General features: G+C 71.5%; 19 protein-coding genes. 5 read left to right on the top strand and 14 right to left on the bottom strand.

Going from position 1 to position 23830, the window contains the following annotated elements:
• Positions 1-84: 84 nt before the first annotated feature.
• Complete coding sequence (locus ACIQE0_RS01810; RefSeq protein WP_402328309.1) at positions 85-1518, bottom strand: Gfo/Idh/MocA family protein; 1434 nt, start codon at positions 1516-1518, stop codon at positions 85-87.
• 329 nt (positions 1519-1847) lie between these two features.
• On the opposite strand from ACIQE0_RS01810, the gene ACIQE0_RS01815 reads away from it, so the two are divergent.
• The gene (locus ACIQE0_RS01815; RefSeq protein WP_402328312.1) at positions 1848-3269 is read left to right on the top strand and encodes an alpha-amylase family protein; all 1422 of its coding nucleotides are present in this window, start codon (positions 1848-1850) and stop codon (positions 3267-3269) included.
• A gap of 31 nt (positions 3270-3300) precedes the next feature.
• On the opposite strand, the gene ACIQE0_RS01820 is transcribed toward ACIQE0_RS01815, so the two are convergent.
• Positions 3301-6249, bottom strand: coding sequence for an FAD-binding and (Fe-S)-binding domain-containing protein (locus ACIQE0_RS01820; protein ID WP_402328314.1), 2949 nt, complete (start codon positions 6247-6249; stop codon positions 3301-3303).
• Between the two features lie 23 nt (positions 6250-6272).
• Positions 6273-6749: a MarR family transcriptional regulator gene (locus ACIQE0_RS01825; RefSeq protein ID WP_366330247.1), complete on the bottom strand. Its 477-nt coding sequence runs from the start codon at positions 6747-6749 to the stop codon at positions 6273-6275.
• Positions 6750-6842: 93 nt separating this feature from the next.
• Between ACIQE0_RS01825 and ACIQE0_RS01830 the strand changes: the two genes are divergently transcribed.
• Complete coding sequence (locus ACIQE0_RS01830; RefSeq protein ID WP_402328317.1) at positions 6843-8684, top strand: ABC transporter ATP-binding protein; 1842 nt, start codon at positions 6843-6845, stop codon at positions 8682-8684.
• Positions 8685-8733: 49 nt separating this feature from the next.
• Here the strand turns inward: ACIQE0_RS01830 and ACIQE0_RS01835 are convergent, their stop codons facing one another.
• Positions 8734-9912, bottom strand: coding sequence for an SGNH/GDSL hydrolase family protein (locus ACIQE0_RS01835; RefSeq protein ID WP_402328320.1), 1179 nt, complete (start codon positions 9910-9912; stop codon positions 8734-8736).
• Between the two features lie 429 nt (positions 9913-10341).
• On the opposite strand from ACIQE0_RS01835, the gene ACIQE0_RS01840 reads away from it, so the two are divergent.
• Positions 10342-11652, top strand: coding sequence for an MFS transporter (locus ACIQE0_RS01840; RefSeq protein ID WP_402328322.1), 1311 nt, complete (start codon positions 10342-10344; stop codon positions 11650-11652).
• 194 nt (positions 11653-11846) lie between these two features.
• On the opposite strand, the gene ACIQE0_RS01845 is transcribed toward ACIQE0_RS01840, so the two are convergent.
• The 8 genes from ACIQE0_RS01845 to ACIQE0_RS01880 form a co-directional block, all read right to left on the bottom strand.
• Positions 11847-13052: an LLM class flavin-dependent oxidoreductase gene (locus ACIQE0_RS01845; RefSeq protein WP_402328325.1), complete on the bottom strand. Its 1206-nt coding sequence runs from the start codon at positions 13050-13052 to the stop codon at positions 11847-11849.
• A 1-nt stretch (position 13053) separates the two neighbouring features.
• On the bottom strand, positions 13054-14133 hold the full coding sequence (locus ACIQE0_RS01850) for an ABC transporter substrate-binding protein (RefSeq protein ID WP_402328328.1): 1080 nt from the start codon (positions 14131-14133) through the stop codon (positions 13054-13056).
• A 121-nt stretch (positions 14134-14254) separates the two neighbouring features.
• Positions 14255-15184 (bottom strand): ABC transporter ATP-binding protein, encoded by a 930-nt coding sequence (locus ACIQE0_RS01855; protein WP_402328331.1) that lies wholly within the window; start codon positions 15182-15184, stop codon positions 14255-14257.
• A complete protein-coding gene (locus ACIQE0_RS01860; protein WP_402328633.1) occupies positions 15157-15903 on the bottom strand; it encodes an ABC transporter permease in 747 nt (248 codons plus the stop codon). The genes ACIQE0_RS01855 and ACIQE0_RS01860 overlap by 28 nt, the downstream gene beginning before the upstream one ends.
• A gap of 325 nt (positions 15904-16228) precedes the next feature.
• The gene (locus ACIQE0_RS01865; RefSeq protein WP_366330240.1) at positions 16229-16321 is read right to left on the bottom strand and encodes a putative leader peptide; all 93 of its coding nucleotides are present in this window, start codon (positions 16319-16321) and stop codon (positions 16229-16231) included.
• 341 nt (positions 16322-16662) lie between these two features.
• Complete coding sequence (locus tag ACIQE0_RS01870) at positions 16663-17532, bottom strand: geranyl diphosphate 2-C-methyltransferase (protein ID WP_402328335.1); 870 nt, start codon at positions 17530-17532, stop codon at positions 16663-16665.
• Positions 17533-17546: 14 nt separating this feature from the next.
• Positions 17547-18608 carry a family 2 encapsulin nanocompartment cargo protein terpene cyclase gene (locus ACIQE0_RS01875; protein ID WP_402328635.1) on the bottom strand — a complete coding sequence of 354 codons (1062 nt, stop codon included), beginning with the start codon at positions 18606-18608 and terminating at the stop codon, positions 17547-17549.
• Positions 18609-18835: 227 nt separating this feature from the next.
• Positions 18836-20257, bottom strand: a complete 1422-nt coding sequence (locus ACIQE0_RS01880; protein WP_402328337.1) for a family 2B encapsulin nanocompartment shell protein — start codon at positions 20255-20257, stop codon at positions 18836-18838.
• A gap of 1189 nt (positions 20258-21446) precedes the next feature.
• Here ACIQE0_RS01880 and ACIQE0_RS01885 point away from each other — a divergent pair.
• Positions 21447-21869, top strand: coding sequence for a YjbQ family protein (locus ACIQE0_RS01885; protein ID WP_402328339.1), 423 nt, complete (start codon positions 21447-21449; stop codon positions 21867-21869).
• An 84-nt stretch (positions 21870-21953) separates the two neighbouring features.
• Positions 21954-22406 (top strand): recombinase family protein, encoded by a 453-nt coding sequence (locus ACIQE0_RS01890; protein ID WP_402328341.1) that lies wholly within the window; start codon positions 21954-21956, stop codon positions 22404-22406.
• Here ACIQE0_RS01890 and ACIQE0_RS01895 read toward each other — a convergent pair.
• Entirely contained in the window at positions 22298-22960 is a 663-nt protein-coding gene (locus tag ACIQE0_RS01895) for a hypothetical protein (RefSeq protein ID WP_402328343.1), read from the bottom strand. The genes ACIQE0_RS01890 and ACIQE0_RS01895 overlap by 109 nt on opposite strands.
• Before the next feature lie 41 nt (positions 22961-23001).
• Positions 23002-23724: a pentapeptide repeat-containing protein gene (locus ACIQE0_RS01900; protein WP_402328345.1), complete on the bottom strand. Its 723-nt coding sequence runs from the start codon at positions 23722-23724 to the stop codon at positions 23002-23004.
• Positions 23725-23830: the final 106 nt, after the last annotated feature.

The following is a 23830-nucleotide window of genomic DNA, read 5'->3' on the forward strand; positions in this document are numbered from 1 at the left end:
GAGGGGCGGGCAGCGCCTCCCGGGGTCCGGTGGCGGACGGCCGGCCGCCGGACCCCGGAAGCGCGCCGGGGGACCGCGCCCCCGTTACTCGGCCGGCTTCGCCGAGTCCATCCCGGGGCGCGCCTTCCGCCACAGCCCCCGGGTGAAGTCCGGGATCTCCTGCGGGGTGCCCTGCGCCTTCAGCGAGCGGTCGCTCAGCGGCACCGGCGCGGACCAGGTCGCCGCGTCATAGACGTCGAAGTCCGGTACCAGGCCCAGCCGCAGGCACTGGGTCAGCCGGAAGACCAGCATGTAGTCCATGCCGCCGTGGCCGCCGGGCGGGTTGGCGTGCTCCTTCCACAGCCAGTGGTCCCAGTCGGCGTACCGGCCGAAGTCGCCCCACTCGTCGTTGCTCTGGTCGCCCTCCAGGTAGATCCGCTCCGGGTAGTCCTCGAAGAGCCCCCGGGTGCCGCCGAGGCTGTTGATCCGGCTGTACGGGTGCGGGGTGGAGACGTCGTGCTCCAGCCGGATCACCCGGCCCTTGGCCGTCTGGAGCAGGCTGATCGTCCGGTCGCTCTCGACGTACGACTCCTTCCAGCTGGGGTCGCCGGCCGGCATGTGCTCCTTGCGGTACGCGGCCAGGCCCAGCGCGGGCGTGCCGAAGCTGGAGATCCGCACCACCCGGTCGCCGCGGTTGACGTCCATGTAGTTGGCGACCGGCCCGAAGCCGTGGGTGGGGTAGAGGTCGCCGCGCAGCCGGGTGTGCCACAGGCGGCGCCAGGGGCCCTCGTAGTACGTGGGGTCGAACATCAGGCCGCGCAGGTCGTGGATGTACGCGCCGGCGCCGTGCAGCAGATCCCCGAAGAGGCCGGCGTGCGCCATCCGCAGCACCCGCATCTCGTTTCTGCCGTAGCAGCAGTTCTCCAGTTGGAGGCAGTGCCTGCGGGTGCGTTCGGAGAGGTCGACCAGTTCCCAGAGCTGGTCCATGCGCAGCGCCAGTGGGCATTCGGTGCCCACGTGCTTGCCGTTGAGCAGGGCGGTCTTCGCCATCTCGAAGTGCAGGTCCCAGGGCGTGGCGGCGTAGACGAAGTCGATGTCGGAGCGCTTGCAGAGGTTTTCGAAGTCGTGGTCGCCGTTGGTGTAGACGGCCGGGGCGGGCTGTCCGGCCTTGGTGACCTTCGCCGCGGCCTGGGCGGCCTTCTCCTTCACCGGGTCGCAGACCGCCACCACTTGGACGTGGGGGACCGCCAGGAAGAGGTCGATCATGCTGCCGCCCCGGTTGCCGAGGCCGATGATGCCGACGCGCACCGTGCTGCGCCGTTCGAACGGTACCCCGATCATGGTCTTGCCCTGGGGTCTGGGCGTGGTCGCGGCCGCGGCGGAGCCGGCCGCTCCGGGCGCGGCCGCGGCCGCCGGGCCGGTGCCCAGCGCGGCGAGTCCCAGCCCGGCGGCGCCGGCCGCGCCGGCGGTCCACAGGACCGAACGGCGGCTGGGGCCGGCCTCGTCGGGCTCCTGGTTCTGCTGATGTGCCTCGTGCATCGGTCCTCCAAGGGAGCGGATCGAACGCGGGACAGTCGTGAACCTCGCTGAGGACCCTGGCGGTTGGGCGGCCTGGGGCACAAGAGGGCCCATTGGATTCTTGTTGCGCGTATGTGGACTCTTTTTTACCCGGTTGTCGCAGCGGGGCCGCGCTGGCCGGTCCGCTGCCGTCAGTGTCTTTCGCAAGAGCCTGAAAAGCCTTGCCGAAAGTCTTGACGTGTCCACGCACGAAACGGCAGGCTCCGGTGCGGAAATCCCCCACGGCGGCCTGGCGCGTGGCTGCTCTTGTGGGCACGGTCCCCGTGCCCCATGACGAAGGAGCCGCAACAATGCAACGACGAAGGAGCCGCACCGGGCAGCGACGCGGGCGCGGCACGGTGCGCCGCCGCTCCCGTGTGCTGGGCGGGGCGCTGGCCGGAATGCTCACCACGGTCGGCCTCGCCGCCCTGGCCCCCTGGCCCTCGCAGGCCACCCCACCGGGCGACCGGACCGTCACCGCCACCCTCTTCGAGTGGAAGTACGCGGACGTCGCCCGGGCCTGTACCGGCCAACTGGGCCCGGCCGGCTACGGCTACGTCGAGGTCTCGCCCGCCTCCGAGCACATCCAGGGCGACCAGTGGTGGACCTCCTACCAGCCGGTCAGCTACAAGATCGCCGGTCGGCTCGGGGACCGCGACGCGTTCGCCTCGATGGCCGGCGCCTGCCACGCGGCGGGCGTCAAGGTCATCGCCGACGCCGTCATCAACCACATGTCGGCCGGCTCGGGCACCGGCACCGGCGGCACCCAGTACACCAAGTACACCTACCCCGGCTACTACCAGGACTGGGACTTCCACACCTGCCGCAAGCCCATCTCCGACTACACCAACCGCGACGACGTCCAGAACTGCGAACTGGTCGGCCTCGCCGACCTCGACACCGGCAGCGACTACGTCCGCACCACCCTCGCCAAGTACCTCGACGATCTGCGGTCGTTGGGCGCGGACGGCTTCCGGATCGACGCCGCCAAGCACATCGCCGCCGCCGACCTCGCCGCCATCAAGGGCAAGATGAAGGACCCGGGCTACTGGGTGCAGGAGGTCATCTACGGCGACGGCGAGGCCGTCCGGCCCGACGAGTACACCGGCACCGGCGACGTCGACGAGTTCCGCTACGGCACCCACCTCAAGAGCGCCCTCCAGAGCGGCAACCTCGCCCAGCTCAGGTCCGTCGCCGACGGCAAGCTCGGCAGCGACCGGGCCCGCACCTTCGTCGACAACTGGGACACCGAGCGGAACGGCTCCACCCTCACCTACAAGGACGGCGCGGCCTACACCCTCGCCAACGTCTTCATGCTCGCCTCCCCGTACGGTTCGCCGAACGTCTACTCCGGCTACGCCTGGACCGACAAGGACGCCGGCCCGCCGCCCTCGGGCAGCTCCGACTGGACCGGCGAGCACGCCGAACGGGAGATCACCGGGATGGTGGGGTTCCGCAACGCGGTGGGGTCGGCGGAGCTGACGAACTGGTGGGACAACGGCGGCGACGCGATCGCCTTCGGGCGCGGCTCCGCGGGCTTCGTGGCCCTCAACGCCGGGGACGGCGAGGTGAACCGGACGTTCGCCACCTCGCTGCCGGCCGGGACGTACTGCGACGTGGTCGCCGCCGACCCGGCGTCCTGCGACGGGCACACGGTGACCGTGGGCGCGGACGGGCAGGCGCAGTTCACCGTGCCCGCCCACAGCGCCGTGGCCCTGCACATCACCCGCTGACGCGGCCCCGTGGGCGACGCGCCCGCCGTCCTCAAGTACCGGACGGGCCGGGCGCGTTGCCGGGGCGCGTCGCCCACTCCAGTGCCAGGAGGGCCGAGCGGTAGCCCCGGCCCCCGGTGGCGTGGTCCATGCCGATCTCGCACATGCGGTTCGCCGAGAGATGGGCGTCGAAGGGGCGGGCGGTGACCTCCGCCGCCTCCCTCGCGGTGGCCGACTCGGTCAGTTCCGGGTGGAGCATGCCGCGGTCGCCGGCGAACGCGCAGCAGCCCGCGTCGTCGGGGACCACCACCTCGTCGGCGCACGCCTCGGCGACCCGGCGCAGCTGCTCCTCGTCCCCCAGGTGCTGCATGGAGCAGGTGGGATGGAGGACGGCGGAGCCCAGGGTGCGCCGGACGTCCAGGCGGGGGAGGAGCTCCGCGGCCCAGACCACGGAGTCGACGACGGTCAGCTCGGCGTGCAGCGAGCGGTTGAACGGCGTGAGGTAGGGCACCACTTCGCAGTCCATGCCGAGGGCGCAGGAGGACGCGTCGACGATCAGCGGGAGCCGGCCGCCGGCGGTCCAGCCCCAGGCCGCCTCGACGATGCGGTTGGCCATCAGGCGGTTGCCCCGCTCGTAGCCCTTGGAGTGCCAGATGGTGGCGCAGCAGGTGCCGGTGACGTCCGGCGGGATCCACACCGGGCGGTCGGCCCGCCGGGCGAGCGCCACCACGGCCTCGGGGAGCGAGGGCCCGCGGTGGCCGGCCGGTTCGCCGAAGATCCGGTTCACACAGGCCGGGTAGTACACGGCGGCCGCGTCCGCCCGGCGGGTCGCGGGCAGCCGGCGGGCCGCGGCGCCGGGGATCTGCGGCAGCCACTGGGGCACCAGGTCGGGCCGGACGGCCTTGCGGGCGGCGCCGGTCAGCGACGCCAGCCGCCGGTCGTCGAGCCGGTGCGCGGTGGCCACCGCCAGCCGGGCGGCCCGTTCGACCGCCGCGAAGTGCCGGGCGGTGCGCTCGGCGATCCGCTCCTCGCGCGGGGAGTGCCGCCGGTGCCGGAAGACCCTCATCAGCGCGCCGGTGTCGATGCCGACCGGGCAGGCCAGCTTGCAGGTGGAGTCGCCGGCGCAGGTGTCCACCGCCTCGTAGCCGTAGGCGTCCAGCAGCGCGTTGCTGACCGCGGAGCGGGCCGGCTGGCGCAGCATCTCGCGGCGCAGCACGATCCGTTGGCGGGGGGTGGTGGTCAGGTCCTCGCTGGGGCAGGTCGGTTCGCAGAAGCCGCACTCGATGCACGGGTCGGCGACCGCCTCGACCTGCGGGATCGTCTTCAGCCCGCGCAGGTGCGCGCGCGGGTCGCGGTCGAGCAGGACGCGCGGGGCGAGGATGCCGCGGGGGTCCACGGTCTCCTTGATCCGCCACATCAACTCCGTTGCCCGCGGCCCCCATTCGAGCTCCAGGAACGGTGCGATGTTCCGTCCCGTGGCGTGCTCCGCCTTCAGCGAGCCGTCGAAGCGCTCGACGGCCAGCCGGCAGAAGTCGTCCATGAAGGCGGCGTAGCGGGCCACGTCGGCCACGTCGGCGGCGTCGAAGGCGAGCAGGAAGTGCAGGTTGCCGTGGGCGGCGTGGCCGGCGACCGCCGCGTCGAAGCCGTGCCGGGCCTGGAGCTCCAGCAGCGCGGTGCAGGCGTCGGCGAGCCGGGCCGGCGGGACCGCGAAGTCCTCGGTGATCAGCGTCGTACCGGACGGCCGGGAGCCGCCGACGGCGGTGACGAACGCCTTGCGGGCCTTCCAGTAGCCGGCGATGGTGGCCGCGTCCCGGGTGAAGGCGTTGCTGACCGAGGGCACCGGGGCGACCAGTTCCAGCTCCGCCAACACCTGGGCCGCGGCCTCCTCCTGCGCCCGCTGGGCGGCCTCGTCCGGCGCCCGGAACTCCACCAGCAGCGCGGCGGTCTGCCGGGGCAGCTCCGCCCAGTCAGCGGGGACCCCGGCCACGCTGACCGACGCGCGCAGGGTGTTGCCGTCCATCAGCTCCACGGCCCGGGCGCCGGCCTCGGTGAAACGCGGGACGGCGCGGGCGGCGGCCGCCAGGGTGGGGAAGAACAGCAGCGCGGTGGAGGTGTGCCGGTCCAGCGGCACGGTGGTGAAGACGGTCTCGGCGATGAAGCCCAGGGTGCCCTCGGAGCCGACCATCAGGCCGCGCAGGATCTCCGCCGGTGTCCGTCCGTCGAGGAAGGCGTCCAGGCGGTAACCGTTGGTGTTCTTGATCGCGTACTTGGCGCGGATCCGGGCGACCAGCTCCGGGTCCGCCTCGATCTCCGCCTTGAGGGCCAGCAGCTCGGTGCAGAGCACCGGTTCGGCCCGGGCCAGGTGGGCGTCGGCGTCCGGGCGGCCGGTGTCGACGACGGTGCCGGAGGGCAGCACGAAGGTGAGCGAGGCGAGCGTGCGGTAGGAGTTGCGGGTGGTGCCGGCGGTCATGCCGGAGGCGTTGTTGGCGACCACACCGCCGACCGTGCAGGCGATCGCGCTGGCCGGGTCGGGGCCGAGCAGCCGGCCGTGGCGGGCGAGTGCGGCGTTGGCCCGCAGGACGGTGGTGCCGGGCCGGATCCGGGCCCGGGCGCCGTCGTCGAGCACCTCGATGCCGGCCCAGTGCCGGCGGACGTCCACCAGGATGTCCTCGCCCTGCGCCTGGCCGTTGAGGGAGGTGCCGGCGGCCCGGAAGACCACATGGCGGCCGTGCGCGCGGGCGTAGGAGAAGACCTTGGCGATGTCGTCGGCGGTCTCGGCGACCACCACGACCTGCGGGAGGAAGCGGTAGGGGCTGGCGTCGGAGGCGTAGCGGACCAGGTCGGAGACGGTGTGCCGGACCTTGTCCGCGCCGAGCAGGGTGATCAGGTCGCCGCGCATCGGCTCGGGGGTGCCGCCCGCCAGCCGCGGTGGCACCCGGTCCGGTGCGGGGCGGTTCGCGGTGGGCCGCAGGGCTTCGGGCGTGGGCTCCAGCAGGGGCACGGTCGCCTCCAGTTGACGGTGCGTCAGGCCGGGCGGTGCGGTCGGTGCGGTTTTTCGCCCGGTCCGTCGACGAGGGTGGACAGCAGGCCGCCGAACTCCGCGCGCTGGTCGGCGGTCAGTGGAGCCAGGATCTCCTCCGCGGCGGCCCGGCGGGCGCCGCGCAACGCCCGCAGCGCGGACCGGCCGGTGTCGGTCAGCTCGATCCGGACCACCCGGCGGTTGGTCGGATCGGGCACCCGGCGCACCGTGCCGTTCGCCTCCAGTGCGTCCACCAGCGTCGTCACCGCCCGGGGCACCACCTCCAGGCGCTCGGCCAGGTCGGCCATCCGGGGCGGGGTGTCGCGGCAGTGGCCGACGATCCGCAGCAGGCGGGACTGCGCGGGGGTGAACGCGGGCTCCAGGTGGGCCATGTGGCGCTTCTGGGCGCGCTGCATCCGGCGGGTCAGCCGCACCAGCTGCTCGGCGACGTTGGTGCTGACCGACGGCTCGGGGGAGGGCATGCCCCCAGGGTACAGGACAAGATTCATTGTGAGTCTAGGTAACAATGAGCTAAGCTCGGAAAAATCCCTGCCCCCGTCCCTTCGTAGGAGCCCATGCGTCCCGAAGCACCGGCACCGAACTGGACCCCGCCGCCCAAGGACCCCGACGCCCCGGTCCAGCTGCGGCGGATCCTCGCGCTCTTCCGCCCCTACCGCGGCCGCCTCGCCGTGGTCGGCCTGCTCGTCGCCGCGTCCTCCCTGGTCTCGGTGGCCTCCCCGTTCCTCCTCCGCGAGATCCTGGACGTCGCCATACCCGGCCGGCGCACCGGCCTGCTGACCCTGCTCGCGCTCGGCATGATCGCCACCGCCGTCACCACCAGCGTCTTCGGCGTCCTGCAGACCCTGATCTCCACCACCGTCGGCCAGCGCGTCATGCACGACCTGCGCACCGCCGTCTACGCCAAGCTCCAGCGGATGCCGCTTGCGTTCTTCACCCGCACCCGCACCGGCGAGGTCCAGTCCCGGATCGCCAACGACATCGGCGGGATGCAGGCGACCGTCACCTCCACCGCCACCTCCCTGGTCTCCAACCTCACCTCGGTCACCGCCACCGTCGTCGCCATGGTCGCCCTCGACTGGCGGCTGACGCTCGTCTCGCTGCTGCTGCTCCCGGTCTTCGTCTGGGTCAGCCGCCGGGTCGGCAACGAGCGCAAGAAGATCACCACGCAGCGGCAGAAGCAGATGGCCGCGATGTCCGCGATGGTCACCGAGTCGCTCTCGGTCAGCGGGGTGCTGCTCGGCCGCACCATGGGCCGCGCCGACTCCCTCACCAAGGACTTCGCCGCCGAGTCCGAGCGCCTGGTCGGCCTGGAGGTCCGCGCCAACATGGCCGGCCGCTGGCGGATGGCCACCATCGGCATCGTCATGGCCGCCATGCCCGCGCTCATCTACTGGGCGGCCGGCATGGTCCTCCAGTTCGGCGGACCGTCCTTCTCCCTCGGCACCCTGGTCGCCTTCGTCACCCTCCAGCAGGGCCTGCTGCGCCCCGCCGTCTCCCTGCTGTCCACCGGTGTCGACATGCAGACCTCGCTCGCGCTCTTCCAGCGCATCTTCGAGTACCTCGACCTGCCGGTCGCGATCACCGAACCGGCCGCACCGGTCCACCTGCCCGCCCCGCGCGGCGAGCTCCGCTTCGAGGACGTCACCTTCGGCTACGACCCGGAGGCCGCCCCCACCCTCGACGGCGTCGACCTGACCGTCCCGGCCGGCAGCAGCCTCGCCGTCGTCGGCCCCACCGGCAGCGGCAAGACCACCCTCAGCTACCTCGTCCCGCGCCTGTACGACGTCACCGGCGGCCGGGTCACCCTCGACGGCACCGACGTGCGCGACCTGGACTTCGACACCCTCGCCCGGGCGGTCGGCGTGGTCTCCCAGGAGACCTACCTCTTCCACGCCTCGGTCGCCGACAACCTCCGCTTCGCCAAGCCCGACGCCACCGACGAGGAGATCGAGCGCGCCGCCCGGACCGCCCAGATCCACGACCACATCGCGGCCCTCCCCGACGGCTACGACACCGTCGTCGGCGAACGCGGCTACCGCTTCTCCGGCGGCGAGAAGCAGCGCCTGGCCCTCGCCCGCACCATCCTGCGCGACCCGCCGGTGCTCGTCCTCGACGAGGCCACCAGCGCCCTGGACACCCGCACCGAGCACGCCGTCCAGAAGGCCGTCGACGCGCTCTCCGCAGGACGCACCACCGTCACCATCGCGCACCGCCTCTCCACGGTCCGCGACGCCGACCAGATCGTCGTCCTGGACGGCGGCCGGGTCGCCGAACGCGGCACCCACGACGAGCTGTTGGCCGCCGACGGCCGCTACGCCGCCCTGGTCCGCCGCGACGCCCACCGGACGACGGCCGGCGCCGGTGACGACCACGACACCCCGCCCGTGCTGGTGTGACCGGGGCCCGCCCGCCCCGGTCACCGGCGCCGGCCCGCCGCGGCCGGCGTCAGAGCACGGCCGGATCGACCGCCTGCGCCATCGCCCGGTACCCCGCGTCCCCCGGGTGCTTGCGGTCCCCGCAGTCGTACGCGGGCCGCAGCGCGTCCGGGTCGGCCGGATCGGCCAGCGCCGCCGCGAAGTCCGCCACCGCGTCGAACGCCCCCGCCGTCCGGATCCACTCGTTGACCGCCCGCCGCTTCGCCTCCGCGGCCGGCGAGTGGTACTCCGCCCCCTTGAACGGCAGGATCGTCCCCCCGACGACCCGCACCCCGACCGCATGCGCCCGGTCGATCAACTCCCGGTAACCCGCGATCAGTTGCTCCGCCGAGAGGTCCGGGGCGGGCTTGTACGTCGGCAGGTCGACCTCGCTGAACCCGATGTCGTTCAGCCCCACCAGGACCACCACCGTCCGCACGCCCGGCTGCGCCAGCACGTCCCGGTCGAAGCGCGCCCCGGCCCGCTCCCCGAACCACGCCGAGTCGTGCAGCAGCAGATTGCCGCCGATGCCCGCGTTGAGGACCCGCAGCGGACGGCCCTGCGCGGCCAGGCGCTCGGCCAGCGCGTCCGAGTAGCGCCGGTCGCCGTCGACGGTCGAGCCGAAGCCGTCGGTGAGCGAGTCGCCGAAGAGCACCACCGCGTCCCGCCGCGCCGCTCCGCCGTCCGCCAGCTCGACCGCGGCCAGGTGGTACCACGACACCGAGGTCTCCCCGAACACCGCCGGGTCCACCTCGCCCAACTGCTCGCCGGCCGCCCGGTACGCGGTGGCCCACGCCTGCGCGTGGAAGGTCGCCGGACCGGTCGGCCGGGCGTAGTACAGCGAGACGGTGAGCGACTGCAGCGCCGCCACGGTCAGTTCGACGGGGTCGCTGTGGACCTCGCCGCCCGCCGGTATCCGCACCGACTCCCGCCCGCCGAAGGCCAGCCGCCGGGTCGAACCGGCCGCCACCGCGGCCCCGGCGCCGGCCCGGGCCAGGCTCGCGCCGGACACCTCCAGCGGCGCGGTGCCGTAGCGGTTGGAGAGCCTGATCCGGGCCCAGGTCCCCGCTCCGGTGACCCGCACGGTCTGCCGCACGGTCTGGTCCGCGAACCCCTCCTCGGCCCAGTTCTCGTGGAACCCGCTGCTCGGGGCCTGTACGGAGGTGGCCCAACCGGCCTGCCAATTCAGGGAGTTGTGGTCGACGCTCATGGGATGCTGCCTGCCTCTCGGTCCTGCGCTCGGTGGCGATGGCTAGGGCGCTTCTGACGGATCTCCGTGGAGGAAGTCGCGGCGTCTGGTGCGTGCGATCGCAAGGCGCCGGGATGTCTTCATAGCGGAGCTATGGAGACATCCCGGCAACGCCGCGAGCGCGCGTGCCAGACGCCGCGACGCCGCGGAGATCCGTCAGAAGCGCCCTAGGAGTCTGCCGACCGGCGCACGGGCCACCCAGACACCCGCGACTGGTACGCACCGGGTGCGTACCACCGCCAGGGTCACCCTCCGCGCCCTCGCCACCGCCGTTGCACAGGTCACCACCACACCCCTGGCGGTCGGCCGCCTTGTCGGTACATGATCACGTGTCGGGTCACCCTGCCCCAGCGGCAGGCTCAGACGAAGGACCGGGGAGCTTCACCAACCATGTCGAACACACAGCCCGTAGCCGAGAGCCAGGCGCCCGGCGATGCCCGCCCACCCTCCCGCGTACGGCAGTTGGCCGCCGCCTCCATAGGCAACGCCGTGGAGTGGTACGACTGGTACGCCTACTCCTTCCTGGCCGTCTACTTCGCCGACCAGGTCTTCCCCAAGGGGGCCGGCAACTCCCTGGTCCCGCTGCTGTCCACCTTCGCGGTCTTCGCCGTCGGCTTCTTCATGCGCCCGATCGGCGGCCTCCTGATGGGCGCGGTCGCCGACCGGCGCGGCCGGCGCGCCGCACTGACCGTCACCATCCTCATGATGGGCGCCGGCAGCCTGCTGGTCGCGCTCACCCCCACCTACGCGAGCACCGGGCTCCTCGCCCCGGTCGTGCTGGTCATCGCCCGCCTGGTGCAGGGTGTTTCGGTCGGCGGTGAGTTCGCCGCCTCCTCCATCTTCCTGGTCGAGTCCGCCGGGCCGGGCCGGCGCGGCCTGTTCTCCAGCTTCATGTACGTCTCCACCACCCTCGGCCAACTGCTCGCCTCCGGCATCGGGGCCCTGCTCGCCGCCGCGCTCACCGAGGACCAGATGGGCCGGTGGGGCTGGCGGATCGCGTTCCTGGTCGGTGCCCTGCTGAGCCTGATCGGCCTGTGGATCCGCCGCGGCGCCCAGGAGACCCTCGACCTCGCCCGGGACGGGGAACCGGCCGCCCGCCCCGGCCTCTTCGAGGCCCTGCGCCGCTACCCCCGGCAGTCGCTCCTCATCTGCGGCATCACCGCCGGCAGCACCCTGGCCTACTACACCTGGACCAGCTACCTGCCCACCTACGCGCAGGTCAACGCCGGTTTCGACAAGGGGGACGCGCTCATCGTCAGCACCCTGTCGCTGGCCTTCTTCGCCCTGCTGCAACCGCTCGGCGGCCTGCTCTCGGACCGCGTCGGACGCAAACCGCTGCTGCTCACCTTCGCGTTGGGCTTCGCGGTGACGGCGGTTCCGCTGCTCCACCTGGTCACCGACGCGTTCTTCTCCCTGCTGCTGGTGCAGTGCGCCGGCATGGTGCTGCTCACCGGCTACACCTCGATCGCCGCCGTGGTGAACGCCGAGCTCTTCCCGGCCCGGGTGCGCGCCGCCGGCATCGGTTTCCCGTACTCCCTGACCGTCGCCCTCTTCGGCGGCACCGCCCCCTACATCGGCACGTGGTTCAAGCAGGCCGGCCATGCCGACCTCTTCCCCTGGTACGTCGCGGCGCTCTGCCTGGTGTCCTTCGTCGTCTACCTGGTGCTGCCGGAGACCGCACGCAAGCCGCTGGAGCGGTAGCCGGTCCCCCGTCAAGTCACGTGCCTGGCACGTCCGTTGACCGCCGGGCACACGGAAGGCGCCGCTCCTCCCGGGACGGGGAGGAGCGGCGCCCGTGGTACCGCACGCGCGTCAGACGACGTTCCCTTGCGGCGGGCGGACGACGTGCCCCGGACGGTGCCGCACCGCGCGCCCGCCGCCCGCGCCGGTTCCGGTCAGCGGCCGCCCGCCACCAGCAGCGGCGCACCGCCGGGGGCCGACGCCGGCCGCCCGTTCGCCGCCGGCACCCCGGCCAGCGGCGACGGCCCGGCGTCCAGCAGCCCGCGCGCGGCCAGCTCCGGCCGGACCCCCTCCCCGAACCAGTACGCCTCCTCCAGGTGCGGGTACCCGGACAGCACGAAGTGCTCGATGCCCAGCGCGTGGTACTCCTCGATCCGGTCCGCCACCTCGGCGTGGCTGCCGACCAGCGCGGTGCCGGCACCGCCGCGCACCAGCCCCACCCCCGCCCAGAGGTTCGGCGAGACCTCCAGCTTGTCGCGCGAGCCGCCGTGCAGCGCCAGCATCCGCTGCTGCCCCACCGACTCGCTCTTGCCCAGGGCCTGTTGGGCCGCGGCGACGGTGTCCGGATCGAGGTCGTCCAGCAACCGGTTCGCGGTCGCCCACGCCTCCTTGGAGGAGTCCCGTGCGATCGTGTGCAGCCGGATCCCGAACCGGACCGTCCGCCCCTCCCGCTCCGCCAGCCCGCGGATCCAGTCGACCTTCTGCCGCACCTGCTCCGGCGGCTCGCCCCAGGTCAGATAGACATCGACGTTCCGCGCGGCCACCGGCCCGGCCGCCGGGGAGGAACCCCCGAAGAACACCTCCGGCAGCGGGTCCGGCGGCAGCGCCGTCAGCCCGCCCTCGACCCGGTAGTGCTCCCCGTGGAAGTCGAACGGCTCCCCGCCCCACACCCCGCGGACGACCTGGAGGAACTCGTCCGTCCTGGCGTACCGCTGATCGTGGTCCAGATGGTCCCCGAACCGCCGCTGCTCGGTGGCGTCCCCGCCCGTCACCACGTTCAGCAGCAGCCGCCCCCGCGAGACCCGCTGGAAGGTGGCCGCCATCTGCGCGGCCAGCACCGGCGAGATCACCCCCGGCCGGAACGCCACCAGGAACTTCAGCCGCTCGGTGACCTGCGACAGCGCCATCGTCGTCAGCCAGGCGTCCTCGCACCACGTCCCGGTCGGCGTGAGCACCGCCTCGAACCCCAACTGCTCGGCGGCCTTGGCGATTTGGGCCAGATACTCCACGTCGGGCGCGCGGACCCCGCTCAACGGGGTGATCCGGTCCCGCCGGACGCCGCCGTCGGTGTAGGCGTGCCGGTCGACGAGCGTCCGCCCGTCGCCGCCGGTCGGCAGGAACCAATGCAGGTGTACGGACATATCACTGGGCCTTTCCATAGCTACGCGGTGCCGTACCCGAAGGCGGCAGCCCGCCGTTGAACCGGGGATCGACCAACTCCCCGAAGTCGAATGCGCGCGGTATCAGCCTCAACTGCGCGAAGGCGTCCACGATCCGCTGCTCGGAGGCGACGGCGCCCTTGTCCACGGCGACCGGCACCGCCGTCCCCCGGGTGCGCCGGACCGCTTCCAGCGCCGCCTTCTCCGGCAGCCCGGTCGCCTTGGACCACGCCTTCGCCCAGACCGCCGGGTGCCGGAACACCCAGTCCTGGGCCCGCCGCAGCCGTGCCGTGTAGTCCTTCAGCGCCGCCGCCTTCCCCCGGTCGGCCAGCGCGGCCGGTGCCGCGACCTGGAAGCCCAGCCCGTTCACCAGGCCCTGCCCGGTCGTCAGGACGCGGGCGTCCGCCTGGTCCAGCGCCTGCGAGGTGCACGGGTCCCACACCGCCCAGGCATCGACCTTCCCCCGGCTGAACGCGGCCAGCGCGTCCGCCGGTTGGAGGTAGGTGAGCGTGACGTCCTTCGGGGACAGCCCCGCCTTCTTCAGCGAGGCGATGACCTCGTAGTGCGCGGAGCTGCCCTGCGCCACCGCGATCGACTTCCCCTTCAGCTGCTCCGGGGAGGTCAGCGGTGAATCCCTCCGCACCAGGATCGCCTCACTGTCCGACCGGCTGTGGGTCGCGGCGATCACCTTGATCTTCGAATGCGCGGCGCCGGCGAAGACCGGCGGGGTGTTGCCGACCGCGCCGACGTCCACCGCCCCGGCGTTGACCGCCTCCAGCAGCGGCGGACCGGAGGTGAAGGTCGACCACCTGATCCGGTACGGCAGGTCTTTCAGCTCGCCCGCCGCCCGCAGCATCGCCTCCGAACCGCCCTTCTGGTCCCCGACGTCGAGCGTCACCGCCCCCTTGCCGTCGGTGCGGCCGCCCACCCCGCCGCCGCCGGCGCCGTCGGCGCGCGCGCCGCCTCCGCAGGCGCTCAGCAACGACACCAGCGGCAGCGCCGCCAGCGCGAGGGCGAGTCGGCGGCGCTCCGTCGCCCGACCGGTTCTGCGTGCAGGTCTCATCAGTTGTGTTCCGTTCTGCCGTTCCATGCCTACGGCGGGTGTGCTGTCGTGCTGCGCCTACGGGGTCTGCGCTGCCGCTATGGCGCCCACGGGGGCGCTGCTGTCGGGCGTTCCTGCGGCCTCAGACGGCGGCCGTCTCCCGCCTCCCGTCCGCGTCCGCCGCCGGCGAGAAGCCCGCCCCGCCGTCCGCGCCCCCTCCTCCGTCCGCATCCGCATCCGCATCCGCCACGCCCAGCCGGCCGAGCAGCCGGGCGCGCAGTTCCGCGCACCGCGGGTCGGTCACCTCCCGCGGTCGGGGCAACTCCACAGCCGTCTCGTAGGCGATCCGCCCCTCCTCCATCACCACCACCCGATCGGCCAGCAGCAGCGCCTCCTCCACGTCATGCGTGACCAGCAGCACCGCGCAGCCCCGCTCCCGCCACAGCTGCGCCACCAGCCGCTGCGCCCGTATCCGGGTCAGCGCGTCCAGCGCCCCGAACGGCTCGTCGAGCAGCAGCAGATCGGGGTCGCGCACCAGCGCCCGCGCCAGCGACGCGCGCTGCGCCTCGCCCCCGGACAGCGTCTTGGGCCAGGCATCCGCCCGATGGCCGAGCCCGACCTCCTCCAACGCCCGTATCGCATCGGTCCGTTGGGGCTTGCGATCCAGTCCCAGCAGCACGTTCCGCCAGACCCGCTTCCACGGCATCAGTCGCGGTGCCTGGAACGCGACCGCCCTGCGCCGCGGAACCAGCACCTCGCCCTCGATCTCCCGGTCGAGCCCGGCCAGCACCCGCAGCAGCGTCGACTTCCCGCACCCGCTGCGCCCGAGCAGCGCCACGAACTCGCCCGCCCCGACCTCCAGTTGCAGCTCATCGATGACCCGCCGCCCCTCGAACTCCCGCACCAGTCCCTCGACCCGTACCGCGACCCCACCACCGGACGACGCCCCGGAGGGGGCCCCGGCGGCACCGCTGGCCTCCGCGGCCCCGGCCGGACCACCCGCCGCACCGCGCGATCCCGCACCCTCGGGACGGGAACCGGACTTCACTGCCCCATGAACGTCGGTCGCCACTGCAACAACAGCCTTTCGAGGGTTCGGACAAGGAAATCGGCGAGCAGCCCGAGGACCGCGTAGACCACCAGACACACCACGATCACGTCGGTGCGGAAGAACTCCCGTGCCTGGTTCATCAGGAAGCCCAGCCCGTCATCGGCGTTCACCTGCTCCCCGAAGACCAGCGCCAGCCAGGCGGTCGCCAGGGAGTACCGCAACCCGGTCATCGCGCCAGGCAGTGCCCCGGGCAGCACCACATGCCGGATCAGCCCCCACCGCCCCAGCCCGAGCGAGGACCCGGCCTCCACCAACTGCGCGTCCACGCCCCGGATTCCGGCGTACACGTTCAGATACAGATGGAACGCCACCCCGACCGCGATCAGCGCGATCTTCGGGGCCTCCCCGATCCCCAACCAGATGATGAAGAGCGGAATCACCCCCACCCAGGGAATCGACCGCAGCATCTGCACCGTCGCGTCGACCAGGTCCTCACCCAACCGGGACAGCCCCGACACCAGCGCCAGCGCGATCCCCGCGAAACCGCCCAACAGCAGCCCCACGACGACCCGTTGGAGGGAGACCCCCATCGCCGACGGCAGCGTCCCGTCCGCGATCAGCCCGCCGGCCGTCCGGGCGATGGCCGCCGGCGACGCCAACATGTCCGCCGGCAGCACCCCGCCGGAGCTCAACGCCTGCCACAGCACGACCAGTCCGACCGGCCCCGCGGCCCGCCGCATCCACCGCGGCACCGCCCACCGCCGCCCCGACACCGGCACCACCCGGGACAACTCGACGGCCCCGGACACCGCCCCCGGCACCCCGACCGGAACCCGCCCGGCCACGGCGACCTGCTCACCGCTCATCGACAACAACCCCACACAGTCACAGGGGCACCGGGCCACGCCGCACCGCACCGCGACGCCGCGTCACCGCGCAGACATCACGTGTCCGGCGCCGACGCGCCCAGCACACAAGGGAGGAAACCCAACGAAAGACCCGGCCAAAAGCCCGGCGAAAAGCCTGGCGTGAACCGCAGCAGGCAGACGTGGAACGGAACGAACGTCAGCAGCGGCGGCCGCGGCGACAACACGCGGCGGAGGCCACCCGCAGCAGGTCGATATGACCGCGCGTGGTGAGCAGGGCTGACGTCAACATGCCGACGAACGTAGCCCCGTCCGCGAAGAGGGGTCAAACCCCCGTCTCGCCTGCTGGACCTTTGTTTCCGCAGCATTGACCGGCCGTTGCGCGCCCCCACGGCCGGTTCCGGAGCCCGGCCGTCGGCCCCCGCGGGGGCTCCGCCGGCGATCGGCCGGACTGCGGGGGAGAGAGCGCGGCCGGTGCGCGTCCGTCGGGGCCGTCGCCGGACGGCCCGGGTGCGTCCGGGTGGCGGCCGGACGCGGACTCCTCATCGGGAGCCGAGGTGCGGGGCCCGTCGTCAGGGGCGCTGCCGAACGCCTACGCACGTCCGGGATGCGCCCCGCAAGCGGTCGACGGGATCAGATCCGATCGGCAGCGATCAGCAGGTACTGGAAGCTGCCGTTCTTGTACGCGGTCAGGAACGCGTCCTCGATGCCGGTGGCCAGGGAGGACTTGGCGCGCAGTTCCCAGTACGGAATGGTCGCCGCGGTGAGGTCCACCACGGAGATCGGCACCAGCCGGTTGTTCGCCATCTCCCGGAAGTAGGCGGAGCGGGGGTGGATGTCGCAGATGTAGTGGGCGTTGATGGTGGAGACCTCGCGGGAGGGCAGCCCGTATCTGTCGTTGTAGCAGCCGGTGATGGTGACGTACCGGCCGCCGGACGCCAGGAGGCGGGCGTACTCGGCGAACAGCAGCGACAGGTCGACGTACATCGTGGACTCGTTGTTCCAGATGGCGCGGAACGAGCCGGGCGCGAAGCCGGTGTCGAGCATGTTCTTCAGGTGGAAGCGCACCTTGTCGTGCACGCCATGCTTCTTGGCCTGCGCGGCGGCGAACGCCACCTGGGTCTCGGAGATGGAGATCCCGTCCACCTGGCAGTCGAACCGCTTGTTGGCGACCAGGCTCCCCCCGCCCCGGCCGCAACCGGAGTCCAGGAGGCGGTCGTCGGGGGAGACGGAGCCGAGGTGGTCGGCCAGGAAGCCGGCCTGGGCGCACTCCAGGCGGTGCAGTTCGGCGGTGATGCGCTCGTCGCGGGTGCCCTCCGGGCCCTCCAGGACCGACCAGTCGACGTCGCCGATGCCGTAGTGGTGATGGTAGAAGCCGTCGATCTCGCCGAGCCGGAGGTTGACGGGGTTCTGCTCGCGGTTCCAGTAGTCGGCCACCGATGCCTGGTAGGCGCTGACGGTCGGGGCTGCGGCCGCGCCGGGTCGCTCTGTTGCCATGGTCATGGGGTTTCCCTCTCTCACCAGTAGTTGGGCAGGGAGTAGCGGTAGGTGTTGGTGTGGTGCCATTCATGGTTGCCGGCGACCCAGGCAGCCAGGCCGGTGGTGTAGCGGGCCAGGACCGGGTCCTCGGCGGCCAGGACGGCGGATTCGTCCTCGAAGGCGTGCATGATCTCGTTGTGGATGTCGACGGCCTTCAGATAGGCGTTCTTCAGGCCCCGGCGCTCCTCGGCGGCGATCACCACCGGGAGGTTGAGATGGTGCTCGTCGACGGCCATCTCCTTGGTGAAGGAGTACAGGTCGTTGACGAGCGTGGTGGCGTTGCAGGCCAGCGCCGTGACGCGCTGGACCTCGGGGCGGGAGTACAGCGGCTCGGGCAGCTCGTAGCCGTCCACCGCGTCCACGATCGACAGACAGGGCCGGAAGTTGTTGAACTGCCGCATCACCAGGTACTGCCACACCGGCGGAGTGGTCCCGATCTGCGCCCAGGCACCCTCGGCGAGGTACCCCAGGTGCAGCCGCGCCATGTCGTGGACGAACCGCGTTGCCTGGCTGGGAGTCGCCATGTCCCGGTAGGCACGCATCGCCTCGGCGTAGGACCGCAGCGGAGCGTCCGCGCCCAGTCCCTCGCGCCACTGCTGCTGGTAGCCGTCCGCGGTGTGCAGCGGGTCCAGTGCGCTCTGCGCGATGACGAGCCGGCCGCCCAAGCCGATGGGGGACCCGCCGTAGTCCTCGCAGTAGCAGTCGTCGACGACGTTCTCCGCGACCAGCAGTTTGCCCGCGACGACCAGGCGCTCCAGCTCGGCGGCGCCGGGGTGCTGGAGGACCACCGCCCGGCCGACCTGGAACCCGGCGAAGTCCCCCGCCCACTCAGGGGGGAACAGGGCCAGCTCATGGGCCCAGGCTTCGAGCCGCCGGTCCACCTCGGCGACCTTCGCCGGATCGGCCGGCACCGCGGGCGGGCAGTGCAGGCCCGGAATCGGGTCACCGGCGCGGGGCGCGCCCGCAGGCGCAGGCGCGGGCGCGGACCGGCCGTCGGCTGCGGGCGGCGGAAGGAGAGCCCTGGCGGCTGACGTGCCCAGGCCCGTCGGGCCACCGGGACGCCACGCCGCGGCCCGCAGCGCCGGGGGAGCGGGCCGCTCGGCCGTCGGCTCCGCCGGCAGGGCGGCCGGACCCCGACTCCCGGGACGTACCGGATCGGACAGCAGGACGCCCACCAGGCCCGCCACCTCGGGGGTGGCGGGACCAGCGAACACATGGGACAGCAACGACACCGCCTCAGCCCTCCTCTACTCGCCGGACCGGGAGCTCAGTCACGCTGTCGCACCTCGACGTTCTCCAACATGCCGATCGCATCAGGCACGAGGACGGCGGCGGAGTAGTAGGTGCTGACGAGGTAGGAGATGATCGCCTTCTCGTCGATCCCCATGAACCGCACGTTGAGCCCGGGCTCGACCTCGTCGGGCAGGCCGGTCTGGTGGAGGCCGATGACGCCTTCGTTGTCCTCGCCGGTACGCATGGCGATGATGGACGAGGTCTGGTGCTCCGAGATCGGGATCTTGCCGCACGGCAGGATCGGCACGCCCCGCCAGGCGGGGATGTGGTGGCCGTCGACGTCGACGCTGCTCAGCGAGATCCCCCGCTTGTTGCACTGCTTGCCGAAGGCGGCGATGGCGCGCGGGTGGGCGAAGAGGTACCGGGTCCCGCGCCGCATGCTCAGCAGGTCGTCGAGGTCGTCCGGGGTGGGCGGGCCGGAGTGGGTCGGGATGCGCTGGTCGAAGTCGGTGTTGTTGAGCAGCCCGAAGTCGGGGTTGTTGACCAGCTCCTTCTCCTGGCGCTCGCGCAACGCCTCGATGGTGAGCCGCAACTGCTGCTGCGTCTGGTTCATCGGCTGGTTGTAGAGGTCGGCGACCCGGCTGTGCACCTTCAGCACCGTCTGCGCCACACTCAACTCGTACTCACGCGGGTTGAGTTCGTAGTCCGCGAACGTCGTCGGCAGGATCGGCTCGCCGTCGTGACTGGACAGGAACTCGATCGCCGCCTCACCGGCCTTGTTGGTCGGCTTCTCCGCGTCGGCGCTGCGCTGGTGGACGTGCGACCGCAGTGCCTCGTACTGGCCGGCAACCGCCTTGTACGCGCTGTGCGGCAGCGTCAGGATCGTCGTCCCGGTCGCCGCACGGGCGGTGAAGTCCCATTTGCCGTTCGCCCCCGCCAGCACGTTGCCGCCGAAGCTGTCACCGTCCGACAGCCGGCCTACGACGTCCTCGCCCTCGTACTTCGCGGGCCTGACCTTGTCCACCTTGCCGTGCACGATCAGATAGACCTGATCGGCCTTCTTGCCGCCCTGCACGATGACCTGGCCCGGGTCGAACTCCTTCTGCACGAACTTGTCGGCCAGCGCCCCCAACGCCGTGCAGTCGTCGAACCCCCGCAGCAGGGGCAGTTCGGCCAGCTCCTGCGGGATGACCCGGACCTTGGACCCGTTCTTCTCGAACGACACCTTCCCGTCCCCGACCGTGAACGACAGCCGCCGGTTCACCCGGTACGCGCCGCCCGGCACGTTGACCCACGGCAGCATCCGCAACAGCCACCGCGAGCTGATCCCCTGCATCTGGGGCTCGGACTTGGTGGTCGTCGCGAGATTCCGCGCCGCCGCTGTACTGAGGCTGAGCTGCTCCTGTGCTTGTTCCGGCGCTTCCACGGCTTCCGACGGACGCGTCTCGACAGTCATCGACTACCTCTCCCAATCCACGAGACGACCCGCCTGGCTCCCTCGGGGCATACGTCACCCAGGAGCAGACGGGATCACATTTCGTGCACATTGCTAACGCATCGTGACAAAAGGGTGTGGTAGGCGCGCCTGCCAACGGCGAGCCCCGCGCGCCGCACGACGACAACTCCGGTACGTAGGTGCGACTAACGACCTGCGCCTCTCCCAACAGAGGGACATCCATGGCAAAGCAACAAGCGCAGTAACTTCCGCGGCTGCCGTGGCGTCCGTGGCGTCCGTGGCGTCCGTGGCGTCCGCAGCGTCCGTGGCGTCCGTGACTTCCCTCGACGTTCTCGCCGTCGCCTCGACGGCATCCCTCGCAGCCGGCGCCCCCTCCCACGTCGGGGGTGACGAGCCGACGCGTCACGCACGCGCGGAGGTGTTCCCGGCGTGCCTTAGGGCCCGGACCCTCCACTGGCGCGACGAGCAACTCTCCTCGGAATCCGGCGAAATGCCTGCCGCACCTGCATGTTCGCCGCCCGGAGCACGGACAACTGCTGTGGCCGCCGTGAACTGCGGAGGCCCGGCACCCCGCCGAACGCGTGAGGGAACGCGCCGCGCTCGCCCCGAGGGTGATCCTGGAGGCAGGGAAACGAGCCCTGCCTCCAGGTTTCGCTACTCCGGCTAGTGGTGGTCGAAGAGCACCGCCACCAGGACCCTCGCCGTAACAGCGATGGTGAGGCGAGGGGCCGGTTCGGCCGTGAGTGGCCGCTCCTCCTTTGTAGCCATGTGCCGTACCTCCAGTTGCAGGGCTTGGACTTCCGGGTTGATCAGACCCGTCCGTCCGGGGCCGGGCAGCGGCCCCGCCTGTGGAGGGGGTAGCCGGGGCCCCACCACTCCACTCCTGAAGGGTGGAGCCCCGACTGGACGGCCTGGATGTCCCCGGGGTACCACCCCGGCCGCCTCTTGTTTCCCCCGTAACTGCCCTGCCCAACTGGAGGGTTGGCGCTCTCAGCGTAACGCCGACCCCAGCCAAGTTGCCCTGGAATCAAGCTACTTGATTGTGTGAATGCCTCGAAGGCCGAGTGAAGCTCGCGCCCTGGCGATGGCGCGGGAGCGATGACCGGGGAGAGCCCCGCCACCCGCCGGCGGGGCCCCTGCACCGGCCGCCCGTCCGCGTGTACTGACCCCCCTCTGAGAAGATCACCTCATGTCCCAGAACTTCACAACACGAGAAATCGACGTCAGGACCGGCTCCCGGGAGACGGTCCACGACCTGACCCGCGAGTGCGCCTCCTTCCTACGGGACGCCGCCCACGGACGGGACGGCCTGCTCAACGTCTTCGCGCCGCACGCCACCATGGGCGTGGCGATCCTGGAGACCGGAGCGGGGAGCGACGACGACCTGTTGGCGGCCCTCCGCGATCTCCTCCCGGCGGACGACCGCTGGCGCCACAAACACGGAACCCCCGGCCACGGCCGCGACCACGTCCTCCCGGCCTTCGTCCCGCCACACGCCACGCTGCCCGTCGTCGGTGGCGAACTGGCACTTGGCACCTGGCAGTCGGTGTGCCTGGTTGATACGAACGTGGACAACCCCGACCGCCGGGTCCGGTTGAGCTTCCTCGGCTGACCTAGATCGCCCTGGGGGCGGCCGCGCTTTCTCCGTACCCTTCGCGCCCGAGACGGGGAAGCCTTGCACGGTACGGACCAGATCGTGTTCGAACGCCCCTATGACGGTTGCGGAAAATGCCTGCTCGGGGTGCGCCGGCTCTCCCGCGTCAAGGCGGCCGCGTCCTCTCCCGAGCGCCAGTGGGAAGACGTGCTGGCGGCCGCCGCGTCCGTCGGGGCGCACATCATCGGCTGGGCCGACGACTGGGAGGTGTCGGGCGCCACCGACCCGATGACCCGGCCCAAGCTGGGCCCCTGGCTCCGTGACGAGCGGGGCTCGTACGACGGTCTGGTGGCTGCCGCCGTCGACCGCCTCGGCCGCAACGTCGTCGATTGCCTGAACACCGGCTACAAGATGCGTGACGAGGGCAAGCTGCTCGTCACATACGGTCACGACGGCCCGTGGGATCTGGACGACCCCACCGACGAGAACGGCTTCACCATGGAGGCATGGGGCGCGCACTCCAGCGTGACGGCGCCCGGGTCAAGTCTGAGGTAGACGAGAGTCACCTCGTGCTTCGGGCGAAAGATTACCGACGCCGCGTTCACCAACCGCCGGTAGGGGATGTAGTGACGGAGGGGCGCCACCTCGACTTCGCCCCACGCCGTGAGAGCGTCGTCCAGCTCCGCGTACAGGTCCCGCAGGCAGTCCGGGACGAGGCCAGGCCCCGGCGATGCGGCAACCACCGGAGCCGTCGGCACACTGTCGGCCGCTGCGTCCCGCCCCCTGCTCTGCCGAGACGAAGCAGCGCTCGGCGAACCAGGCGAGGAGTCCACGAGCGGCAGACTCAACAGGTCCCCCTCGAAGACGCGATAGCGCACCAAGTCGATCCGCTCGGGCAGCCGCTGCACGGCCACACGGTCGTGAGGGGAGAAGCTGGCCGCGATGCAGACCATCCGCGGACGACGCCAGTCGATGGACTCGGCGGCCTCCGGCCCCAACACCGTCCGGACGAGCGCCTCGACCTCGTGGTGCGCCGACTCCAACCACGACAGGGAGGAAACGGCCTGCGACAGCACGCCGGTGTCGGAACCCTTCTTGTACTCGATCACCACTGGGGCGCTAGCCGGGCGGGCCGAAGCCTCAGTACGCGTCAGCTGTCATCTTCCTGCAGGTCTTCCTGAGCCGCATGAGGGCCTTTCAGGGGCTTTCTTGAGATAACGTTCACATTTCCACCCCTCTCCCGGATCCAACGTTCAAGATCAGCGCCGCTGACCTCCTGAGCTCCCCCCGCCTCTCCAATGAATTCGACTGGTCCAAAAATTGAACCCGAGAATCCGTGCAGGATCGTTCTATCGTCAACCCTGACGTGAAAAGAGTTTTCCTGAACTACAGCATTCGTCAGGTCTGCTCCGCAGATACTCGCGTCCAGAATGGATGCGCCCATCAGTCGAGCGCCGCGGAAGGTTGCATCCGAAGCGTCCACCCCATAGAGTGACGCTTTTACGAAATCGGCTGCGTCTAGGTTTGCGCCCCGCAGGACCGCATCATCTAGATTGGTGCGAATCAGTGAGGCGCCAGCCAGATTGGCCCCTGAAAGATCGGCGCCCTGCATGTCGGCGCGGTAGAAGTCCGCCTCCGCAAGGTTCACATTGGTCAGTTTCGCGTCGGTGAACCACGACTCGCGGAAGTTGCCACCCGACAGGTCTGCGCCGCTGAAGTCCAGACCTACCGCGTCGAGTCCTTGTTCATCAGTCGCAAGCAGCCATTCCTGCAGGCGCTCCGCGGCAACGGGGTCGGCAGGAAGCGCGCGCGGCGCCCAGCCGTTACGGGTACCAGATGACATCGTCTTTCCGGGTCGCCGATCGGCATCCATGTCCGCACCGGGATCGCCGACAACGCTATCGCCTTCCAGACGTACTGGAGAGTGCTCTTCGAGGGTACTTGGACCACCCGTCCCATGAGCGTCAGCAGTCGAGCCT

The organism is Streptomyces sp. NPDC093097 (genome assembly GCF_044754325.1).
GTDB lineage: Bacteria > Actinomycetota > Actinomycetes > Streptomycetales > Streptomycetaceae > Streptomyces.